Raw genomic sequence first — 22,567 nt, 5'->3', positions numbered from 1 at the left:
TTTTTATAAAGCCAAAAACCCGGAAAGTAATTCTTCCGGGTTCTTTTTTTTATTCCTTAGTCTGTATCACTCAGAAAGCCCAACAGCATCATAAACCTGTACCCGATCCCACAAATGAGAAGCTTCTTCTACAAACTTGAGATGTACCGGTTCTTTTTGGTACCGATCCTGAATCTCTTTTGACGGAAAGGTTAAAATAATAGAGTAGGTCCAGCTGTTATCTACCACCTCCCGGGGCGTATTTGCCGGCGTGCCAATGAATTTGGTCTGGGCGTATTCGCTGGTGTTTAGAAATTGCTTCAATGCCTTTTCAAATTCAGCCCGGTCTTCGGTACTATCGGGATTGTTTAGCCAAAAATAAACCACATGTGCAAAATTGGAATCAAAAGCGATTTCCGGTTTTTCTGTTTTCTCTTCGCATGAACTCAGTACAAGAAGCATAATGAGTACGACACTGTTTTTTAATAATTTCAAAGCCAAACTTTTTAAGTTAGTAATCAAAATACCAGTTGAACAAATCGGTTCTAAAACCGAAATTCACCCAAACGGTCTGTTCGTTGAGGTTTACCGGATCAAATTGTTCTATGCGATTATCGCGGTATAATATGGAAGCATACACCTTCAGGTTGGTAGAAGGGTTTACGAGATACCCCAATTCTACATTCCCAAGAAAGGTATTGGCCCGGTTGCCCTGGCCTATTTCGATACCCAGTTCTGAGGGAATATTTTCATCATTCCCATAAATGCTTCCACCGTAATAAACCTGGTTGATATCGCCAATTTCAAAACCGCGTTCTCCGTAAATAAATTTTGCTGCCCCAAACCAACGGTCATTGCGATACCGCGCAATAGCTATAAGCTCCCTGAAGTTTGCACCCCACAAGTGCGCCATGGACTGATTGTTATGACCATAATTGAGTTCGATCTCATTATTTGAGTACACATAAGGTCTTACCTGATTAAACTCCACTTGCAATTGTAAATCATCTATATGGAAAGCATCGTAATATTTAAAACCCAGCTGCACGCCCTGTTTATTTTGAAATGACTTATCACTGCTAAAAACTGCTCCGGTAGAAAATTCATCGATGATGACCTGTGCGTAGGCATTAAATCGATCACTGAATTTGTACTTACCACTAAACCCGATCAGGGCATTACCCCCACGCGAACCGGTAGAAAATTCAATTGCCCGGTAAAAAATTACCGGATTCAGATAATTCAGGTCAAACCCGCGATCGTTATCATTAGTCCAGATTACATTTTCAAAAAGCCCAATATTGAGTCTTTTAGTCACATTTAAACTCAAATAATGATTGGCCATATATTTGGTTTTAAATGAACCGTCTGCAACTACTTCAGGGCGCACGTCGCGTAACGACATCCAGGTATTGGTGTATTTAAGTTTCCAAAATGTAGTGTTCAGCTTAAAAAAAGGGTACGGACTCGCGTTATCTGAAAGCAACAGGGAGCGATACCCGTCACCAATAAAGTTTTTACCATGACCAAACTGAAAGTTGAAGTATTTATTTGGCGTATAGGAGAGATAACCTTCTGCAACCGGGTAATCAAAATCGCCGGAAGCTGATTCTGCAGCTACCCCCCTGCCCGGAACAATCGCAGGGTTTCCACCATCTGGCCTTATAGAACGTGCAAACCTGTTAAAATAGCCCGCAAAAGCGCCCTGACTTTCATAAACAACTGTATAAAAGTTTAAATTTTTTCCTAAACCTCCCTGAAAAATAACTGCCCGGGTATTGTTATAGGTATAGCTTTGATCTTCATTATTTGCAGTCTCAAAGCCCAACTGCAAATCTGCAGCAGGATCTAAAGTAAACCAGTAGTCCTCCCCTTGCAGGGCAACCATATGTTCATTCCATAATTTACGCCCGAACCACGACTCTTTTTTTTTATATAAACCTTCACGAGCCTCTTTAAAGTTGTAATAGGTATTTACATTATCATAAGTAAAAGGCTTTCCTGCCGTGTGCGAGTTTGCACCCACCCTATTGAGCTCCTGATCAAACCTGCTATAGGTTTCGTGAGAAAACGGAATGAATAACTGCGAATTGTATTCCCGGTTTTCAAATGGAAATATTTTGATAACATCATATTCACTTTGCTCCTCCAGTTTTTTCACCGGCACTGCTCCTGTTTTAAAATCTTTAATTGCGGAAGAATCTTTAGAAAACGGAATAGGTATAGGCATATTAAACTGCATATACGTTGGGCGGGCATTATAGGTTGCCGGTTTTATCTGAGGCAATTCACCAAACACCCGGGTGATCTCACTGCGCAATTCCTCATAAATACCGGTTACATGAAGCAATTCAAACTTACCCTCTTCTGTGACTTCAAACAAAACGACCAAATCGCCCTGATACTGCTCATCAAGCACGCGTTGGGGCATCTTGAATTCAGCTTTTATCTTATTGATCAGGGTTTCGTTGAAACAGATTGAAAGCGCAACAGCCGGAACATTTTCGCACTCTTCAAAAATGGGGTATTGCTCAAAGTTACCCGTGATAAGCTGAGCCTGCAAGGCAGAAACTGTAAATAAGGCCAGGCCTGCCGCAAAAGTCTTGAATGACATGAACTTATGAGATTTAGGAGGCGGAAAGATACTATTTTTTCAACATCCTCTTTTTACAGATTCAAATACTTTCAGGCACACCCCAATCCAATGCGCGCTTTACCTAAAAAAACAGCCCGCCTGATGGGGCGGGCTGTACTAACCTGAAATGTAATTTTAATCCTGAACCTTAAATTTAAGAGGTTGAAAATAAATGACCCGCACATTGCGATCCCGCTGCTTGCCGGGCTCCATTTGAGGTAATTTTTCCATAACGCGTACGGCCTCTTTCTCAAGAGCAGGGTGCGGAGCTCGTGTTTTTAAGTCTGTTACTTTACCAAATTCATCAATAGTAAACTGAATATCCACCTTATTGACACCTTGTAAACCATAGCGCGCTCCAATACCGGTATCAAAATTACGATTGATGAACTGGTTCATCTTTTCCTGCATACAAGCTTTCAACTCTTTGTTAGAGTTAAGGCCTTCACATCCGGGAAAAACCGGAACACGTTCTACCGCAACAAACGTGGTAGTTTCTACCGGAGGCTCAGGAACCGGTTCAAAACTAGTTATGCTGATCGTTTCATCTGAGGCTGGCGGTGTTGGATCGACAAATTTAAAATCAGGGATCTCTACTTCATTTGGTTTTACTACCGGGGGCAATAACTTTGAAACTTCAGGCACCTCCGGCTTAACCTCTTTTACCTCTTCACGCCTGATCTCCCTATTCCAATCGTCGATAGAGACTGTTGCCACATCAGGCAATGCAGGTGATTCGTAATGAGTGACGGGAGATTTAAGCTCAAGAACGACTATGGCCAGAATAAGAGCAGTGATTAATCCCACCTGAAAATAGACCACCGTGTTTTTTCGTAGATTTACATCATGCTTGCTTGTTGTGCGATCTGCGCTTTGCCGAGCGACAGATTCGCTTTTTTGAGAATTACTCATAAATAAAGTTTTAATGGTTACTAATACTTAAAACTTTAACAAGAAGCTTGCCATAAAAAAACCCGTCTCGCTTTCGCGGACGGGTTTTGATATTTTTTTCAGATAATGGAATTAATCCTGCACCTGAAATACGATAGGAAGTGAGTAAAGTACCCCTACTGCCTTACCACGCTGCTTACCTGGAGTCATTTGCGGCAACAATTTAATTACGCGCTCTGCTTCAGATTCTAATCGCGGGTGTGGACCACGGGATCCTATATCTACGATATTTCCTTTTTGATCAATTTTAAATCGCACATAGATTCGGTTAATACCTGAAAGACCTAATTCGCTACCCAGTTCAGTATTGAACTTACGGTTTACGAAGTCGCTGATCTTCTCAGACATACACTTCTTCTTGGCGTCGTTTCCTTTTTCGTTCTCGCAACCTGGATACACCGGTACGTTTTCGATAACTGCAAAAGGCACATCTTCAATAACTTCTTCTTTTGCGAAAGAAACTTCTTCAACCTCTACAATCTCTTCTTCCTGACTGGTTTCAGTAGACTCGATTACGGTTTCTTCAATTTCTTTATCATCCTCAACAACCTCGATGATTTCCGGTGCTGGTGGTGGCGGTGGAGGTGGCGGTGGAGGTGGTGGAGTGTTTAACTCTGTAATAGGCACATCTTCTTCCAGCTCATCAGTCATTTCAAGCTGTCCGATATCGATGACCTCTTTCTCATACGTTTTCCACTCGATAGCCAAATAGGTAAGCCCGAGTATCAAAATAAGACCTAACTGAAAGAAGAGTACACTTCTTTTAGACAGATCTGCTTTGGGATTTTTCTTAGGTTCCATGAATCTTGTTGTTAAGGATTGCTAATTTAAATAAAAAAGGCTTCAACTCGAAATTAAAATTTTGATTTCAGCTTTGAAAATTGATTTCTAAAGACCAAAATAACCAGTAATGCGCCGGAAATTCCGGCAAGATTGGCTAAGAAATCATTAAAATCTGCTGATCTCGAACGGGTTAGAGCCGCTTGTAAAGCTTCAATAACTATACCATAAATAATGGCAAAGCTGCAGGATTTTATCAAAGACACTTTAAAATAATCACTATTTGGTCTTAAAAAATAAAAAAATGCAAACCATAGCAACGTAAAGATGACGTAAGTCACTACGTGCACCATCTTATCGCTATGCTCTGGAGCTTCCTGTATATGAGGCAAAGGTATCAGGCAAATCACTGCAATGAAGAGTGTATAGCCATAAGCCCCATATCGCAGTAATCTAGCCACCTATGAGTTCCTGATAGGCTTCGGCACTCAACAAACTGTCAAGCTCGCTATCGTCTGTAAATTTCACTTTTATCATCCAGCCTTTTCCATAAGGATCTTCATTTACCATTTCTGGTTCTGACTCCAAAGCCGAATTAAACTCAATAATCTCACCGCTTAGAGGCAAAAACAAATCGGAAACGGTTTTTACGGCTTCTACTGTACCAAAAACTTCTTCGCGATCCAGGGTTTCTCCTTCGGTTTCTACTTCTACATAAACGATATCCCCCAACTCTCCCTGAGCGAAATCGGTAATGCCCACGGTTGCCGTATCTCCTTCAATACGCACCCACTCGTGATCTTTAGTGTACTTTAAATCTGCTGGTAAACTCATATGTGTATTTAATTAATTTCCAAAATTATATTGCAAAGTCAGTCCCGACCGTATTGTTGTTTGCGGGTAGGCAGTTGATATCGCATAGGTTGCAAATGCATGATCGTAATAAAAAATTGCGGTCAGGTTTTTACTTAGCGCATAGTCTGCCGTAAATGTCAATCCGTAAATATCCTGACCTGCTGTAATCTGACTGTTATCTACATCCAGATACCTTACAATCGTTTCATTCTGTCGTAGCGATAGGTCTGCCTTAAAGTTTAAATCACTCTTTAAGATGGTACGTCTACCCCCAATATTGGTTGCAAATCTAATATCTTTTAAACGATATCCCAGCCCTATTATATACTCATTTCCGTGAATTTCGGTTAACAGATTATTATCAAAACTCAACGAAAGCGTTCTGTCTTTACGCAACTCGGCCAGTATTTTAACCGAATTGTTCATTTCAAAATCCAAACGAATGAGCGGCGAAAACATCTCTGTAAGGTTAATATTGGAATATAACGTCTTACTTATAAAGTCTCCGGCCTGATTAACCTGTGCATCCTGAGGGTCGTTATTTAACCTGCGGTTGTAATTGAGGTTTGTTCTAAACTGATTTATGGTATAACCCGCCTGATAGCCGTGATTTACCGAGAAGCGCTTGAACCGCTTTTTAAACCAGTCAAACTTCATAAACCCGGTGTACTTTAAATTCCAGTTGGGCAATGGAAAACTTCTAAATGCCCCAAGCGAAACGCTTTCTGCATTTCCGGGAGTATAGGCCGATAAAAAAGCAGGAAGCAAAACCTGTTGACTCGATCTGCTAAAGCCTACAGGATACCCATTCTCATCCCTTGGGTACTGATCATTTCCGTAGAAATCTTCAGCAAGGCGCTCTGCCACTATTAAGCGGTTTTCACGAAAGCGGTTGAAGTTAAGCGATGACTCCAGCGAACTCGTATTAAAAGCTGTGCCTATCATCAGGGTTGAAATACTAAAATTACCCAGTGTATTTCCGGTGAGACTTGTATACGCTCTGGTAAGCGGATCAACCCGATAATTCTCGGTATAGGTTTCCTGATAAATGCGATTCATATTGATGTCAATCGTGAGATCTTCCAGAAAACTGGTTTGGGCCTGCACGTCAAATTTACGCACCTCATTTTCCCCGTATTGTTCGTTATACTCCTGATATAGCGTTAACCAACCCTGGCGGGCAGCATAATCGCGTATTTCGGCCTGACTACCAAATACAAATCCGGTTGTGGGACGTGTTGTACCTAAAAATCCTACACCCGGCAAATAACCCGGTAAATACATACCATTAGTTTGCTCGTAGTTGATTTGTATTTGCTTAATTCCTGTTGCCAGGCCTATAAGCAAATCTTTGGTTTTGCCTCCGCCCGAATTAGCCTGTGATTGATTATTCTGAGCAGACTGGGGATTTCCTAAAGTAGGTACAGCCCGGCTTCTGGCTTCTCTGGAAGTAGGACCTCCACTTTTTTTACCAATGCCCAGTGTCGTATACAAGCTCTTCATATCTAATGTAGTCTGAAGCGTGTGCGTATTGGCATTTTGCACCGAATTCCCCAGATCGGGAATACCTTCTAAAGACTGTAACTGGTATGATCCCCGGGTCCACTGAAAGTCTGCATTGTAAGAATAGGTCGATTTTACAAAATCCATAAAAGGCAGTTTACCCACAGGCAAATCGTAGTTAAGCTGCATATTCTGATTGTGCCGATCTGGAGTTCCCACGTCAAAAAACTGAGAGTAAACACCCCCCGCATTAGGATCTATAGTGTTATCTGCATTTAAATAATTACGCACTATGCGGTTCTGAAACTGGTTAAGGTTTACCCGCAGGGATTGGGTAATCGGGAAGTTTACGGTAAAATTTCGGTCAAACTGGTAGTTGCGCTGCACATAGACCGGCGTGGTATTGATAAAGTTTTCGTTAGCCAGCAAATCTCTAAACTGCTGCCGGTTAAATTGCCGGGTAATATTTGAAGTGAGATTAACACTTGCCGGAAGGTAATTGAAATTGAAATCCTTCAGAAGTTTCCAATACTTGCTCGTAAAGAGCGAATCATTCTTTTTAAAAGGTTCTATAGGTTTTTGCTTAAAGGCAAAACCATAGGTAGCTCCCAGACGTACATTTTTATTCACCGCCTGCTCGATCTCAAAATCTTTATGATTTTCCTGATTGTGACTGTATGCAAAAGTGAGGTTCTCTACATCCCAGGGCATTGGCTTTTTATCCCCGGTACGCTCTTTACGCACCCCTATAAAATTGATACTCTCACGGGTGGTGCGCTCAATAGCCACATTCTCTATACTGTCCCGGGCAGCTGCACTGGCCGCATTGGCAAGACTCTGCTCCAGTTTTAAATCGGTATAAAGCGGGTCATACTGCGGGGTAATGGTCTGGTTTCCTTTAGCGTAATTAAAAGGAATCTTCACTCCCCATTTCTTTGGCAAAAGCTGGCCCAACTCTACATTGCTCACCACATCATAGGACTTAACATCTTCACGGGCACGCTGATTGGGTCCTGCATCGATACTACCAAAGCCTATGGTTGATTGACGAGCTGTACCGGATACTGTAGCAAAATCTGCAAGATTGGCATCCAGGTTTAAAATACCGGCCCAGCCTCCCTGATTTTGAAGTCCGCTAAGCCGTAGTTCATTAAACCAGGCCTCGGCACAAACGGTACGACCACCTTCATCATTTGCATTTTTAACACCCAGCATCAGCAAGCGCACATCGCCAAAACTGGGGTTTCCTTTTATCCCTACCCGCACCCTTCCGGTCTCGTAAGGCGTTCCCGCAGGGTCGGCAATAGGATTTCCATCCTGATCAAAATAGGTTATGGCATCCTGCAGGGTGTTAAAGCTTCCATTAAAAAAGGTGGCTTTTACAGTCTCAAGAACCTCCAGAGGCACTTTTAGACGGTTTGCTTCCGGCCAAATTAAATCGGGACTACTCGTGTTGAATGCGGTTGGGGTAAGTGGCAATTCGATCTGATAGAAATTCTGCGTAAGATCGGTTCCCATTCTAATAAAGGCTACGACCTCATTATCCTGAACCGGATTTTCATTCAGCAAAGACTCCAAATGCACAAACATCTCCAGGTTTTCGTACTGGCGCATATCAAGTCTGAAATTCTTATAAACCGCACGACTGTCCTGAGTTTCAAGATCGCAAACTTCAATAGATAACGACTGCTCATTCTGCCGAATGTTGTTATTGTTGTTGATAAGCTCCTCGCGGTAAACACCCGGCGGAAGCACATAGGGAATAGGATTGCGATTGCTGTTTTCCTCAACATTTACAGAAGTGACCTCAAAGCGCGTATTTTCGGTATCGGGATCTGAGTCGTCAGGATCAAGGGTATAAAGATAGCGACGGTAATCTCCCCGCACCAGATCCATCGCTCCCATACGTAAAACAATGGGCTGATTCCATTCACTCATAAACATACGCATAAAGCGAATAGACCTGAAGTCGTTGATCCCGCCCTGTCTTCCGGTAGGTTGGCTTATGGGAATTTTAAACTGATACCAGGTTACAGGCAGGGTGTTGCCATTTTGCAAGGTTACTTCAATATCGCGCTGGTCTACGATATACTCGTTTTGCACATTAAGACTTTGGCGGTTGATCTCGAGCTCATACTCGTAATAACTGTCAACCGTATTCATGGTAAAGTCCCGGTTAAAATCTTCTACATCGGGTACGGTGGTAGAACCACGATCCTGTTGACTTACATTTACGGGCGAGTTCCCTTCCTGACCGTTATATCGCTTATAACGATCTAAAACCGAACCCTGTGCCGACACGAAGAACTGATAGTTATCGCCCGAAGGATCTTCGAGACCAGCAAACTCGGGATAATTAAGCGCTTCCTGCTCATCGCTTAAACCGTCGTAACCCACATCCTGATTGGTACGTGCAGCCCCTTCGGTATCAAAAGCGTAAATCAGCGCCTGATTGGTAGGTACTTTACCCCAAACGGTTGCCACCGTATTTGAAGCAGAGCCATCCTGAGGTAACCCATTTTCATACTGCTTGCGCCCGTCTTTCAACACATCTTCAGAAATATTACCCAGATTCAGTGTGAGTTTACCTCCGGTATTTGCAGCGTTTTCCGCATAAATAAAGGGATCCATCAACCAGAATTCAATAAACTCAACGTTAGACTGCTCAAAATCTGTTGAAGCAAACTGACGCATAATTCCGCCAAAATTTTGCTCGGGATTTTCTAAAATACCATCCTGCGCATCGGGGCTGAAGTTATAAGCTCCCCGCTCCTGAGGATAATAGGCCATGTCGAGTGTAAACAAAGCCTGTGTAGTACCGGCAACAATATCCTGTTGCGGAAATATTTCATCTCTAAATACCCTGCGTGTTGCATAGGTCGACACATCGGCATCGGTAATACCATCAGGACGCTGATTGGTATAAAAAATAGGATCTATAGAATACCAGGCCAGTTTTGCACGGCGGTAACCGGTGCGTAAATCGCCGTTGTCAAACTCCCCTCCAAAACCAATGGGCACCGAAGCCAGATACCATTGCAAGGGCGAACTGATATCAAGCGAGGTCTGCGCTCCTTCAAAGTCATCGATATAAGAAGCTGCCTCCCCGCCAAAATTGGTCACCTTGGGCTGCCCGGGAATGAGGTATGCGATTTCTCCGCGAAGCGAAATATTAGAAGGCACATCGGTATCGATGTTTGGCAACTTATTCACCAGTCGGGTCAGGAAAGGAACCTCTGTCGAAAAATTAGCGTTTAGGCCAAAAATGGTGTTATTGATGGGCTCAAAACTATAGGTTGCCTTTTGGGTAAGGGGTCGCTCGTTGAGATTGATAAGCGTCCCTCCCACGATAAATTTTTCGCTAAACTGATGCTCGATGTTTAAACCCGTAAAGCGTTTGGTTTGCTGGCCAAACAAGGTATTGTTTTCGGTAGAAACCTGAATGGGAACACCCGAAGCTTTTAAGGCCTGATCGAGTATAATTACACGTCCCCGTTGATAATCTACCGAATAATCTAAACCTTCCTGCAGCACGCGGCCACCGGCAGTAACGGTAACAGAACCCTGTGGCACATTAAAACCTCCTATAGGAATGCCCTCTTCCTGCCTGGATTTATAAGTTCCCTGCATCTGAAACAGGTTTTTATCGGCGTTATCCTGAGCAATGGTTTTGGTGGAATTGTACAGCGAGCGGTAAACATACTTGCGCTGGTTTGCATTATACGTATCGGGGTTGCCGTAAGTCTCAGCAGGCTCGCTTCGCAGTTTGTTAAAAAGATATTCCCCAAAAGGCTCTACCGAGGTGAAAATGATACTTCCATTACGGGCATTAACAGTTGTCCCTTCCTGAAAGTCAAAGAATCCATCCCCTCCCTCCTGCGGATCTCCAAACTGAGTCAGGTTATCCAGATTAAACACATTCAGCAGCGGCGTATTGGCTACATCTTCGGGCAATGCCGGACCGCCCTCAGCAGGTGTAAGGTAATTGATAGGGGAAGGCGAATTGTACACAATATTCATCCTGAAACCCTCTTTCTCTAACTGCCCTACTCCCAGACCGTAGATGTTTTTCATCATTAAATCCCAGACCGGCTCGTTGACATCGGTGATATTACTTTTGAGTAATTTAACCACCAAAGCCTGCGAAGTACCTCCCTGTCCCGGAGTTATAAAACTATCCAGAATTCCATCATTATTAATATCCTGCCCATTGGTCTGATCTGCATCTGCCGCGTCTGCAACCTGATCGCCGTCTGTATCCTGGCCATTATTATTTACCCCGTCCCCATCAGGATCTACATCAACGAGATCCGGAACGCCGTCTCCATCGGTATCGGGATAAGCGCCACCGGTAGCATCAACCCCGTCATTGGCAAACTCACCTACCTGATACACTTCCCCGTTTACCGTATATTGAAAAGCCACGGCCAAAACCTCGTCATTATTCAAACGCTGGTTGAGTGAAATATAGCCCAGTTGCGTATTCAGCGTATATTCTGAAAGTGAAAGCTGGCGGGCATTTTCTAACGAAACATAATCAGACCCGTCTGCCACCTGTACATTACCAAAACCCTGATCTACCGTTGCCGAACTGCGTATTGCAGAGGTTAGCACGGTTTGCCCGTTGCCGGTTAGACCAAACGGATTGAAGTCATTACTTGAGTTTCTGGGAAAGGCCCCTGAAGGAAGATTAATAAAACCCGCGGGGATATTCGGCAAGCCTATTTGGTTTGGGTTTGATTCTCCAATATCCTGTATCGCAACAATGTTTCGGGTGTTTTCAAAGCGCTGGGTACGATTGGTCACCCAGACCTCAATACGCGTGATTTGAACATTTGAGTTGATAAAGGGATAATTAGCCAAAGCTTTATCGTAATTATCGCGAAAATACTGGGCTAAGAAATAATGCCGGTTTTCGTCATACTCCAGTGCAAAAATCTGAAAGTCCTGAATGGTACCATCGCCCTGGGCCAACACCTGGTTGGTTTGCGACTGCTGCTCTGAAAATACGCCGGTAATTGTGGTTTTACCAAACTGCAATTGCGTCTTTACCCCAAAAAGACTCTGTGAACCCTGAATAAGCGCAGAATTAAGGGGCATATTTACGTTACCCACTTCTATTTTCTGGATGATATCATCCTCGTTGGGTGTGTACTCGAGTTTGATCTGGTTTTGAAAGCTAAAGGTAGATTCGGTATCGTAAACCGCGTTCACCTGTAGACGGGTCCCTACCTTCCCCAGCAAGCTCAGACTTATGCGCTGGTCAAAATCAAAGCTAAAATTGGTACGGTTACGCGGCGAAAAACTGGGATTATCCTGTTTGGTAAACAAGCCTCCTATATCCATGGCCACGCTACCGGTAGGTATAAACTCTATGGTATTGCCGCCAAAAATGCTTTCAAAAAGCCCGGAATTCACATAAAAATTGGGTAATAGGCTCTTTTGATCTTCCTTTCCCTCTTCGGTACGCCCGTCAACCGCAGCGATTTTCTGCTGAAAATAAGCCTGCATTCGTTCTTTTTGAACGAGCTCCTTGAATTCTTCAGGGGTGAGAATACGGGGATAATTGATGTTATATCCTCCCAAACTTTCGGTATAGACATACCGGTCTGTTAGCGGATCGTAGGTGTATTTGGAAACTATGGAATTTGGGTTTTTAAGCGCAAGCCTTCCGTAGGAAAAGCCGGTTTTAACCGAATCCTGCTCTTCTTCTTCCTGAGCAAAAACAGATAAGGGACAGCAAAACACCCCTATAATGACCAGAATTTGAAAAGAATACCCGCGTAGTTTTGTACCCAAAGTCTCTTAAAGTTTTTTAAGTGCCAGTTTTATAATCTGCTCAACGCTTGCCTGTGGCTCATCGCTCACAATAGCATCACACACACGTTCAGCTTGCTTTCGGGCAAAGCCTAAAGTCTCTAGAGCAGATAACGCTTCTTCTTTATTGGTATTGCTTGGCGCAGCTGAAACTTCATCAATATCATATACTTTAAGAATTTTATCCTTAAGATCAAGAATAACACGCTGAGCGGTTTTAGCACCAATACCTTTAACCGCCTGAATAGTCTTAACATCACCCGTTGCAATGGCCTGCTTTACCTGAGAAGGTTCTAAAGAAGACAGCATGGTGCGGGCAATACTGGTACCCACTCCGCTCACAGAAATGAGCAGTTTAAATATCTCCCGTTCCGATTTTTGGGCGAAGCCATATAACGTATGTGCATCTTCCTTGATGTGCAAATACGTGTACAGCATGATATTTTCGTCAGCAGGTAAAAGCGAAAAGGTGTTGAGCGAAATGTTTACGAAATACCCCACGCCATGACATTCTATAACGACATCGGTGTGGTTTTTCTCAATAAGTTTACCCCTTAAAAATGTGATCATTAGTGCAAAAAAGATTTGGGATTTAAATGTACTAAAATAATTCAGCACGGGCATAGGCTTAAAATGCTGCCCGAAACCCTGGCTTATCTTCCTTTTAACTCTTCCTGAAGTTTTTTGCCTTTTTGTTGCGCATCGATAACTGCGACGGCAGACATATTTACGATTTCATCAACCGAAGCTCCCAACTGCAACACGTGTACCGGCTTATTCATCCCCATCATTATGGGCCCGATGTTATCTGCCTTATTGAGTTCTTTAATCATTTTATAGGTGATGTTTGCCGAGTCGATATTAGAAAACACAAACGTATTTACCTTTTTACCCGCAAGCTTGGAGAACGGAAATTTACTCTTCAGCATTTCTGAATTTAAGGCAAAATCGGCCTGCACTTCCCCATCTACCGAAAGATCCGGGTAATATTTATGCAGGTAGGCTACAGCCTCACGTACCCGGTCTGCCTGTTCATTTTTAGAAGACCCAAAATTGGAATACGAAATCATCGCTATCACCGGTTCCATCCCAAAAAGGCGTACGGTACGTGCGGTCATCAAAGCGATTTTGGCTAATTCTTTCGCCGTAGGCTCAATATTTATAGAGGTATCTGCCAAAAACAAGGGCCCTCTGCTGGTATTCATCAGGTTGGCGGCCGCTACTTTTTGCACGTTGGGTGCTGCGCCAATTACCTCAAGTACCGGTTTTACAGCTGAAGGATAACTGCTGCTGTAGCCCGTAATCATCGCATCTGCATCGCCATGCTTCACCATCATCGCCGCATAGTAATTGCGTTGTCTCAATAATTTCTGAGCATCATAAAGGGTAACCCCCTTGCGCTTCCGTTCTTTCCAGAACATATGAGCATATTGATCAAGCTTTGGCTTTTCTTCTTTGGTTTTGGGATCTATAATTTCAATATCTGCATCAAAGTCAAGCTCCTCCATTAACTCAACGATGGTCTCCCGATTTCCTAAAAGCACCGGGGTACCTATACCCTCATCGTAGATGATTTGAGCTGCCTTGAGCACATCAAGCTGATCTGCCTCGGCGTAGACCACGCGTTTAGGTTCGGTCTTGGCCCTGTTAAGAATGAGTCTGACAATTTTATTATCTGAGCCCATACGATCCAGAAGTTCGTCTTCGTACTTAACCCAGTCTGTAATAGGATGGCGGGCTACGCCACTATCCATAGCAGCTTTTGCCACTGCGGGTGGTACTTTGGTAATCAAACGCGGATCAAAAGGCTTGGGAATTATGTATTCTCTGCTGAAGTTGAGGCGCGTCTCCCCATAAGCGATATTCACCTGTTCAGGCACCGACTCTTTAGCCAACTCAGCCAAAGCCTTTACGGCAGCCATCTTCATATCTTCATTAATCTTGGTAGCACGCACGTCAAGCGCTCCTCTAAAAATAAAAGGGAAACCCAAAACATTGTTCACCTGATTGGGATGATCTGAACGACCGGTAGCCATAATGATGTCTTCCCGCGTATCCATCGCGAGATTGTAATCAATCTCAGGATTGGGGTTTGCCATAGCAAAGACGATGGGATTAGGAGCCATAGTCTTAAGCATTTCGGGCGAAACGATATCGGCAATGGAAAGGCCTATGAACACATCGGCATCTACCATTGCTTCTTCAAGTGTATCTATTTTTCGGTCTGAAGCAAACTCCGCTTTTTCTTCTGAAAGACTATCGCGGTCACTGCGAATAACCCCTTTACTATCCAGCATTACAATATTTTCGCCTCTGGCGCCAAAAGCTTTATACAGTCGCGTACATGAAACCGCGGCTGCACCGGCACCACTCACCACTATGCGAATGTCTTCCATCTTTTTACCGGCGAGTTCGGTTGCATTTAATAAGGCAGCAGCAGAGATGATGGCGGTACCATGCTGATCGTCGTGCATTACCGGAATATCAAGCTCGGCTTTTAAACGGCGTTCAATCTCAAACGCTTCGGGAGCTTTAATATCTTCGAGATTGATTCCTCCAAAAGTGGGTGCAATATTTTTTACGGTAGCGATAAACTCATCAACATTCTTGGTATCAACCTCAATATCAAAAACATCAATCCCTGCAAAAATTTTAAAGAGCAAACCTTTACCTTCCATAACCGGTTTGGAAGCTTCAGGACCTATGTCACCCAGACCCAGAACTGCCGTACCATTTGAAATCACAGCTACCAGATTTCCTTTAGCGGTGTATTTGTAAGCGTTCTCCTTATCCTTTTCGATCTCCAGACAAGGTTCTGCAACCCCGGGAGAATAGGCAAGCGAAAGATCGCGCTGAGATGAATATTTTTTAGTAGGCACCACGGCGATTTTACCGGGTGTTGGTTTTGCGTGATAGATTAGGGCCTCTCGGCGTTTGCTTTCTTTACTCATAATATTCGCGTTAGCTCTGCTACAAAAATAGGGCTATTATTAGTTCAGGCTAGTAAATTCTTAGCTTTATCCCTGCTAATTTTACCCGGGACTCTGCCAAAAATAAAAAGCAAAAGCTAAATCTCCTCAATACGGGCATATTTAGCTTTTGACTTCATTTATAAAACAAACGTATACTGCGTTTATTCTGGTATGTAAATTTTATCTGAAGAATAGCTCTTTTTAAGACGAAGAGCCAATAATGCGGCGATAATAAAGAATACGCCGCCAAATAAAATCGCATTCACTGCATTGTCGTTGAGCAGATTTTTAATAATAGGACCAAAAGTTACCGTTTGTATAAGCATAGGGATCACTATCATCATATTAACGATGCCCATATATACCCCGCGTTTTTCTTCAGGAATAACTTTTGAAACCATAGAATAGGGAATACCCATCATAGCTGCCCAACCGATACCGAAAAGGATCATCGGGACCAGTAATGCGTATTCATTTTTGATATACGGCATGCTCAGCATGGCTACCCCGGTAAGCACTAAACTAATCACATACACATTGCGCGAACCATACTTTTTAGCGAATGGCACCAGAGCCAGAGCCACAATCATCGTCACAAAGTTATAGGTACCGTTCATCAATCCCGTTTGCGCCAATGCCTGTTCAGACACCTGCTGAAAATTTTGAGCAAATGCGGTATCCCCGGTCCCGATCACACCACCGCTTCTGCAGGCTTCCATAATGCCCTCAAAACGCGTATTGTCTTCCTGCGATAAACCGTACATACTGCTGCGCAACATCGGCGTGATAAACTGCCAATAAACAAACAGGGCATACCATTGAAAAAAGTAAACCGCGGCCAACTTCTTAAGCATTGTTGGCATCTTACCAATGGCACCGGCAATTTCGATAATGGGTTCAAACAAACGCGAAGCAAAGGTTGACTCTGCCTTTTCCCGTTTTAATTCGGCCAAATCTTCATCAGTAGGGGGAATTTCGGGGGTTTTCCACACCGACCAAAGCACGGTAGCAATAGAGCTAAAGGCTCCCAGAAAGAAAGAATAATACACCCAGGTCGGAATACTTGAGATCGTCTCGGTAGCGCTCGAACAAAGAGCAGCGCCTTCTTCGGCGGGTGCCCCAAACCAGTCCTGAAATAAGAAAAGTGAGAAATTTGCAATCGTAATCCCGGCTCCCACAAACAAGCTTTGCATCTGGTAGCCAAAAGTAATCTGATCATCATTGAGCTTATCCCCTACAAACGCGCGGTAAGGCTCCATCGCCGTATTGTTACCCACGTCAAGAATCCACAATAAACCTACGGCAAACCAAAGCTCAGAACTATAGGGAAAAGCCAGCAAACACAAACTTCCCAGAATCGCACCGATTAAAAAGAAGGGCTTGCGTCGACCACCCCATTTGGGCAACCAGGTTTTATCTGATATAGCACCAATTATAGGCTGAATAATTAATCCCGTTACAGGACCTGCAAGGTTTAACAAGGGTAATTCGGCGTGATCTGCCCCTAGAAAAGAGAAAATAGGATTTATAGCGGTTTGCTGTAAACCAAAACTAAATTGAATTCCGAAGAATCCTACATTCATATTCCATATCTGCCAGAAAGAAAGGTTAGGCTTGCGAATGGCACTTATAATCTTATTCATACTATTTGATAGCGTATTGTTTCGGTTTGACTAAATCTTGCAAATCAAAAAATTAAAACGTTGTAGATGATTGAATCTTGAAAAACGTTTGACAATATACACGAATAGCTTAAAATATTAACAGCATATTTAGAAATTAACGGTAAGAATTGAGTCGTTATTTTTGAGAAAGCGCAGCAATGTTGCGCATCAGACCCTCGTACCTGGTGCGCTTTACCGGTGATTTCCTGAAAACAGATGAAAAAACTTCCTGCGTGAGTTCTTTCCATTCTGACTTTGAATAGTTAAGAATCTCAGGCCGGGGTTCAAAAAGAGGCTCGTTATGGGGTTTGGAGAAGCGATTCCAGGGGCATACATCCTGGCAGATATCACAGCCAAACATCCAGTCTTCCATCTTATCCTGCGCATAGGCGGGGATTTCGTTTTTTAGTTCGATGGTAAAATAACTGATGCATTTGCTGCCATCTACCACATACGGATCAACAATGGCCTGAGTGGGGCAGGCATCAATACAGGCCGTACAGGAACCGCAATGGTCAGTTACCGGTGTATCGTAATCCAAATCCAGATCAATAATCAATTCGGCTATAAAATAAAAAGAACCTGCCTGCTTTGTAAGCAGATTGCTGTTTTTACCAATCCAACCCAAACCGCTTCGGGCCGCCCAGGCTTTATCAAGAACAGGTGCCGAATCGACAAAGGCCCGCCCTTCTACCTTACCTATTTTTTCCTGAATATTGAAAAGCAATTCTTTCAGCCTGTCTTTAATCACAAAATGGTAATCGGTACCGTAAGCGTATTTTGAAATCTTAAAGCTATCCTTCCGCTGCTGCGCTTCAGGAAAGTAATTAAACAATAGAGAAACCACGCTTTTCGCACCGGGCACCAGCAGAGTTGGATCCAGACGTTTATCAAAATGGTTTTCCATATATCCCATTTCGCCGTGCCGGTTTTTAGAAAGCCAGTCTTCGAGTCGCGGGGCCTCGTCTTCTAGAAAGCCTGCCCTGGACACTCCACACGACATAAAGCCCAGACGTTTTGCTTCGGCTTTTATAAACTGTGTGTTTGTAGTTTTAGTGTTCACGTTAACGGTTTCTGAAGGTAAGCGAAGCGTTTTGAGGCTTAAGGGTTATGAGTGGTTTAATTTCTATAGGCCTTCCGTCTGAAATGATCTCATACCGCTTCACCAGAGCTGCAACTGCCAAAATCATTTCGTACATCGCAAAATTATTGCCAATACACATACGCGGACCGGCTCCAAAAGGAAGAAAATAGGGTGAATATTTAAGCAGGCGCTCGTCTTCAAACCGCAAGGGATTGAATTTTTCAGGTTCCTCCCAAAAATCCGGATGCCTGTGTATCTCATAAATGGAAAAAAGCAGACTGGTGCCGGCCTTTATCTTGTAATTCTCAAACGAATCTTCCTGCAGCGCGATTCGGTCTATAAAATAAGCCGGCGGATATAACCGCATAGATTCGTTTATAACCAGATTGGTGTACGTGAGGCTTCTTAACTGAAGTCCCAAATCTTCGTGCTCACAGGCTTTGGCTTCCTCATATACGCGCTGTTGCACTTCGGGATGCAAACCGAGCAGCTGCGTTATAAAAGTCAGTGCATTTGAAGTAGTCTCGTGCCCGGCAACAAACAGAATAAATATCTCATCTACAAGCTGATCTTTACTCATTGCAGTATCGTCATCATAACGGGCATCGAGTAACATATCGAGCAGATCGTCCTGCCGCACTCCTAAAGCCTGGCGCTCTTCGACCAACTGCTCCAGCAATTTGCGGGCCTCCCGGGTTTTTTGAATATTATCCTGCAGTTTACCGGAGATTTTAAACCACCAACCTAAATAGGGCTGACGCAACTCTTTCACCAGCATAGCCTGAGCTTCTTCGGTTATTTGCTGCAGTCTGTTAATGACTTTCTGATCTGCCGCTCCGCTAAACAAAGCCTGTACCACCGTCTGAAAAGCCAGGTCATTGTAAACCGGAAAGACATCAAAAGGCTGATCGGTTTTAATTTTATCGAGTTCGGCTTCAATAACCTCCTGCATTTTAGCGATGAGTTGTGCCAAATGCTTTTTATGAAAAGCGGGTTGAATAAGCTTGCGCTGAGTTGCCCAATGCTGACCTTCTGCCGTGAGTAAGCCCTTGCCTACGTATTTTGCAAGATCCTGCGTTTGTATGGGTGACTTGGTGTAGTTTTTCTGATTTTTTTGAAGCACGTATTGGGCAAATGCGGCATTACGCGAAAAAACCACACTCTTACCGAAACCTAATTTCAGCCAAAACGTATCTCCTTTTTCCCTGAAGTTTTTCTTATGAAAAGGCAGGGGGTTCTTCAGTATCTTAAAGGCCGACCTTAAGAACTTATGCACGGGCACTATCGGAAAATCTGCCATAGAAATGGATTAACTAAAAGATTTAGAAAAGACCTCCCTGAACCGGACCCTTAACTCGTTTTAAATGCCTGTAAGCAGCTTCGGTAACCTCCCGACCTCTTGGGGTGCGGATAATAAAACCCTGCTGTATCAAAAAAGGCTCATATACCTCTTCGATGGTCTCTGCACTTTCTGAAACGGCAGTTGCCAAAGTTGTAATTCCTACAGGGCCACCCTTAAATTTATCAATAATAGTCGCCAGTATTTTATTATCCATCTCATCAAGACCGTGTGCATCTACATTGAGGGCTTTAAGACCAAAACGCGCAATGGCAATATCAATGCTCCCGTTACCCTTTATTTGGGCGAAATCACGCACCCTGCGCAGCAGCGCATTGGCAATACGCGGAGTCCCCCGGCTTCTGCCTGCAATCTCGATCGCAGCTTCTAAACTTATGGGTACTTTAAGAATCTCTGCACTACGCTGCACAATGGTCGTCAGCAATTCGGTATTGTAATACTCCAGACGGGAAGATATTCCAAAACGTGCCCGCATAGGTGCGGTTAGCAGACCTGAACGGGTGGTAGCGCCAATAAGGGTAAACGGATTGAGATTAATCTGAACGGTACGCGCATTGGGACCGCTTTCGATCATGATATCAATCTTATAATCCTCCATGGCCGAATAGAGATATTCCTCCACAACAGGACTTAGCCTGTGAATTTCATCAATAAATAACACATCCCGCTCTTCCAGATTAGTCAACAATCCCGCCAAATCTCCCGGCTTGTCTAAAACAGGACCACTGGTGACCTTTATGTTTACCTGGAGTTCATTTGCCAGGATGTTGGCAAGAGTTGTCTTTCCCAATCCCGGAGGACCGTGAAAAAGGGTATGGTCTAAAGCCTCTCCTCTACGGTTTGCAGCCTGAACAAAAATCTCCAGATTCTCAAGTACCTGTTCCTGTCCGGCAAAATCACTGAAGCTTAGCGGCCTCAGAGCACGCTCTACGTCAAACTCTTCGGGTGTAAAGGCTTCCCCGCTTGCATCTAAATTTTCATTCATAACGTAAATATAAGAAATAGCAGATGCTAATAATAGCAGCCGGCAGATGCAGACTAAAATTTAGCATTCGCATCAAAACCTGCTAAAACTAAAAAACCCGCTTGATGCGGGTTTTTTATTATTCTAAGATTTTTTAGTGATTCATTTCTTCCTCTCCCGGTTGTAACGGGATGTTTTGAGGGATATAATCCTGACCCGGAATTACATAATCCGTTTCATCTTCATTTAACTTACTGTAGTCATAAGACCAACGGTAAACGTGAGGAATCTCACCTTCCCAGTTTCCGTGGATGTGCTTAAGCTCGGTTGTCCATTCTAAAGTATTAGACTTCCAGGGGTTCTTAGGACCTCTTTTTCCGTAGAAAATAGAAGAAATAAAGTTATATAAGAATACCAGCTGAACTGCGGCAGTAATGATAGCGGCAACAGTAATCATCGTATTTACGTCAGCTAAATCATCAAAATACGGGAATGCCGTGTTTGAATAATATCTACGAGGCAAACCGGCCATACCTATAAAGTGCATAGGGAAGAATACCGCATACGAACCTATAGCGGTAACCCAGAAGTGTACATAACCCAGGTTCTTGTTAAGCATACGCCCTTCAAACATTTTAGGAAACCAGTGGTAAACCCCGGCAAAAAGACCGTACAATGCCGAGATACCCATTACCAGGTGGAAGTGAGCCACAACGAAATAGGTGTCGTGTACGTTAATATCCAGCGTGCTATCACCCAAAATAATACCGGTAAGACCACCCGTTATAAAGGTAGAAACCAGACCGATGGAGAAAAGCATTGCAGGGTTAAACTGCAGATTACCTTTCCATAGGGTAGTAATATAGTTAAAGGCTTTAACCGCTGAAGGTATAGCGATCAGCAGTGTAGTAAATGTAAATACCGACCCAAGGAATGGGTTCATACCCGACACGAACATGTGGTGACCCCAAACGATGGTCGAAAGGAATGCGATTGCCAGAATAGATGCGATCATAGCGCGGTAACCGAAAATCGGCTTTCTCGCATTGGTCGCAATAACCTCAGAAGAAATACCCAATGCCGGAAGCAATACGATATATACCTCCGGGTGACCCAGGAACCAGAATAAGTGCTCAAAAAGTACCGGAGAACCTCCCTGGTTGTGTAATACCTCTCCACCAATATAAATATCAGAAAGGAAGAATGAGGTACCAAAGCTTCTATCCATAATAAGCAATAAAGCCGCAGATAAAAGAACAGGAAAAGAAACCACACCAATAATAGCAGTCACAAAGAATGCCCAGATGGTGAGCGGAAGTCTGGTCATAGACATCCCTTTAGTTCTCATATTGATCACTGTAACAATATAGTTTAGTGAACCTAATAGAGATGAAGCGATAAAGATTGCCATAGACACCAACCAAAGCGTCATACCCGCACCAGATGCAGATATCGAATTTGGCAATGCACTAAGCGGAGGATAAATCGTCCAACCTGCTGCTGCCGGCCCCGCCTCTACAAACAGCGAACAAACCATAATTACTGCAGAAAGAAAAAACAACCAGTATGATACCATGTTTAAGAATCCTGAAGCCATATCGCGGGCACCAATCTGAAGTGGAATTAACAGGTTACTAAACGTACCGCTTAATCCCGCAGTCAATACAAAGAACACCATAATGGTACCATGTATCGTTACCAATGACAGATAGATACTTGCATCCATAACCCCTTCCGGAGCCCATTTACCCAGAAATATCTCAAATATGGTAAAACTTTGTTCCGGCCAGGCGAGCTGAATTCGAAACAAGATAGACATGGCGATACCAATAACACCCATAAGCAAACCTGTAATCAGGTACTGCTTTGAGATCATCTTGTGATCTGTACTAAAAATATATTTGCTTATAAACGTCTGGTGATGATCATGATGCCCGTGATCGTCGTGGGCATGATGGTCTAAAGCTGTAGCATCTACTGACATAATTTATTTTCTTTTAAAT

14 protein-coding genes are annotated in these 22,567 nt (G+C 43.5%); all 14 read right to left on the bottom strand.

Annotation, left to right across the window (positions count from 1 at the left end; translation table 11 throughout):
• Nucleotides 1–66 precede the first annotated feature (66 nt).
• Nucleotides 67–474, bottom strand: a complete 408-nt coding sequence (locus ACSSS3_RS09620; protein ID WP_228230512.1) for a Dabb family protein — start codon at nt 472–474, stop codon at nt 67–69.
• A gap of 16 nt (nt 475–490) precedes the next feature.
• Nucleotides 491–2,593: a gliding motility protein RemB gene (locus tag ACSSS3_RS09615; RefSeq protein ID WP_442847378.1), complete on the bottom strand. Its 2,103-nt coding sequence runs from the start codon at nt 2,591–2,593 to the stop codon at nt 491–493.
• Between the two features lie 156 nt (nt 2,594–2,749).
• Nucleotides 2,750–3,526, bottom strand: a complete 777-nt coding sequence (locus tag ACSSS3_RS09610; RefSeq protein ID WP_442847377.1) for an energy transducer TonB — start codon at nt 3,524–3,526, stop codon at nt 2,750–2,752.
• 111 nt (nt 3,527–3,637) lie between these two features.
• Nucleotides 3,638–4,366 carry an energy transducer TonB gene (locus ACSSS3_RS09605; RefSeq protein WP_442847376.1) on the bottom strand — a complete coding sequence of 243 codons (729 nt, stop codon included), beginning with the start codon at nt 4,364–4,366 and terminating at the stop codon, nt 3,638–3,640.
• A 53-nt stretch (nt 4,367–4,419) separates the two neighbouring features.
• Nucleotides 4,420–4,806: a VanZ family protein gene (locus ACSSS3_RS09600; protein ID WP_228230506.1), complete on the bottom strand. Its 387-nt coding sequence runs from the start codon at nt 4,804–4,806 to the stop codon at nt 4,420–4,422.
• The gene (gcvH, locus tag ACSSS3_RS09595; protein WP_228230505.1) at nt 4,799–5,179 is read right to left on the bottom strand and encodes a glycine cleavage system protein GcvH; all 381 of its coding nucleotides are present in this window, start codon (nt 5,177–5,179) and stop codon (nt 4,799–4,801) included. Before gcvH ends, ACSSS3_RS09600 begins: the two co-directional genes overlap by 8 nt.
• A gap of 12 nt (nt 5,180–5,191) precedes the next feature.
• On the bottom strand, nt 5,192–12,502 hold the full coding sequence (sprA, locus tag ACSSS3_RS09590; RefSeq protein ID WP_442847375.1) for a cell surface protein SprA: 7,311 nt from the start codon (nt 12,500–12,502) through the stop codon (nt 5,192–5,194).
• A gap of 6 nt (nt 12,503–12,508) precedes the next feature.
• Nucleotides 12,509–13,090, bottom strand: a complete 582-nt coding sequence (ruvA, locus tag ACSSS3_RS09585; protein WP_442847374.1) for a Holliday junction branch migration protein RuvA — start codon at nt 13,088–13,090, stop codon at nt 12,509–12,511.
• A gap of 83 nt (nt 13,091–13,173) precedes the next feature.
• Nucleotides 13,174–15,471 carry an NADP-dependent malic enzyme gene (locus ACSSS3_RS09580; protein ID WP_228230502.1) on the bottom strand — a complete coding sequence of 766 codons (2,298 nt, stop codon included), beginning with the start codon at nt 15,469–15,471 and terminating at the stop codon, nt 13,174–13,176.
• Nucleotides 15,472–15,653: 182 nt separating this feature from the next.
• Nucleotides 15,654–17,135 carry an MFS transporter gene (locus tag ACSSS3_RS09575; protein WP_228230501.1) on the bottom strand — a complete coding sequence of 494 codons (1,482 nt, stop codon included), beginning with the start codon at nt 17,133–17,135 and terminating at the stop codon, nt 15,654–15,656.
• Nucleotides 17,136–17,292: 157 nt separating this feature from the next.
• Nucleotides 17,293–18,219 (bottom strand): tRNA epoxyqueuosine(34) reductase QueG, encoded by a 927-nt coding sequence (queG, locus tag ACSSS3_RS09570; protein ID WP_228230500.1) that lies wholly within the window; start codon nt 18,217–18,219, stop codon nt 17,293–17,295.
• 1 nt (nt 18,220) lies between these two features.
• On the bottom strand, nt 18,221–19,540 hold the full coding sequence (locus tag ACSSS3_RS09565; RefSeq protein ID WP_442847373.1) for a cytochrome P450: 1,320 nt from the start codon (nt 19,538–19,540) through the stop codon (nt 18,221–18,223).
• Nucleotides 19,541–19,562: 22 nt separating this feature from the next.
• Nucleotides 19,563–20,585 carry a Holliday junction branch migration DNA helicase RuvB gene (ruvB, locus tag ACSSS3_RS09560; RefSeq protein ID WP_228230495.1) on the bottom strand — a complete coding sequence of 341 codons (1,023 nt, stop codon included), beginning with the start codon at nt 20,583–20,585 and terminating at the stop codon, nt 19,563–19,565.
• 133 nt (nt 20,586–20,718) lie between these two features.
• On the bottom strand, nt 20,719–22,548 hold the full coding sequence (locus ACSSS3_RS09555) for a cytochrome c oxidase subunit I (RefSeq protein ID WP_442847372.1): 1,830 nt from the start codon (nt 22,546–22,548) through the stop codon (nt 20,719–20,721).
• Nucleotides 22,549–22,567 lie beyond the last annotated feature (19 nt).

Origin of the sequence: Leeuwenhoekiella sp. H156, assembly GCF_052218455.1 — a bacterium.
Lineage (GTDB): Bacteria > Bacteroidota > Bacteroidia > Flavobacteriales > Flavobacteriaceae > Leeuwenhoekiella > Leeuwenhoekiella parthenopeia.
This window is presented reverse-complemented; position numbering and strand designations above follow the sequence as displayed.

Bases quoted from the DNA above. Each gene is read 5' to 3' on its own strand.
- ACSSS3_RS09615 (WP_442847378.1), bottom strand. From the start codon at position 2,593: ATGTCATTCAAGACTTTTGCGGCAGGCCTGGCCTTATTTACAGTTTCT.
- ACSSS3_RS09610 (WP_442847377.1), bottom strand. From the start codon at position 3,526: ATGAGTAATTCTCAAAAAAGCGAATCTGTCGCTCGGCAAAGCGCAGAT.
- ACSSS3_RS09605 (WP_442847376.1), bottom strand. From the start codon at position 4,366: ATGGAACCTAAGAAAAATCCCAAAGCAGATCTGTCTAAAAGAAGTGTA.
- gcvH (WP_228230505.1), bottom strand. From the start codon at position 5,179: ATGAGTTTACCAGCAGATTTAAAGTACACTAAAGATCACGAGTGGGTG.
- ruvA (WP_442847374.1), bottom strand. From the start codon at position 13,090: ATGATCACATTTTTAAGGGGTAAACTTATTGAGAAAAACCACACCGAT.
- ACSSS3_RS09580 (WP_228230502.1), bottom strand. From the start codon at position 15,471: ATGAGTAAAGAAAGCAAACGCCGAGAGGCCCTAATCTATCACGCAAAA.
- ACSSS3_RS09575 (WP_228230501.1), bottom strand. From the start codon at position 17,135: ATGAATAAGATTATAAGTGCCATTCGCAAGCCTAACCTTTCTTTCTGG.
- ACSSS3_RS09565 (WP_442847373.1), bottom strand. From the start codon at position 19,540: ATGGCAGATTTTCCGATAGTGCCCGTGCATAAGTTCTTAAGGTCGGCC.
- ruvB (WP_228230495.1), bottom strand. From the start codon at position 20,585: ATGAATGAAAATTTAGATGCAAGCGGGGAAGCCTTTACACCCGAAGAG.
- ACSSS3_RS09555 (WP_442847372.1), bottom strand. From the start codon at position 22,548: ATGTCAGTAGATGCTACAGCTTTAGACCATCATGCCCACGACGATCAC.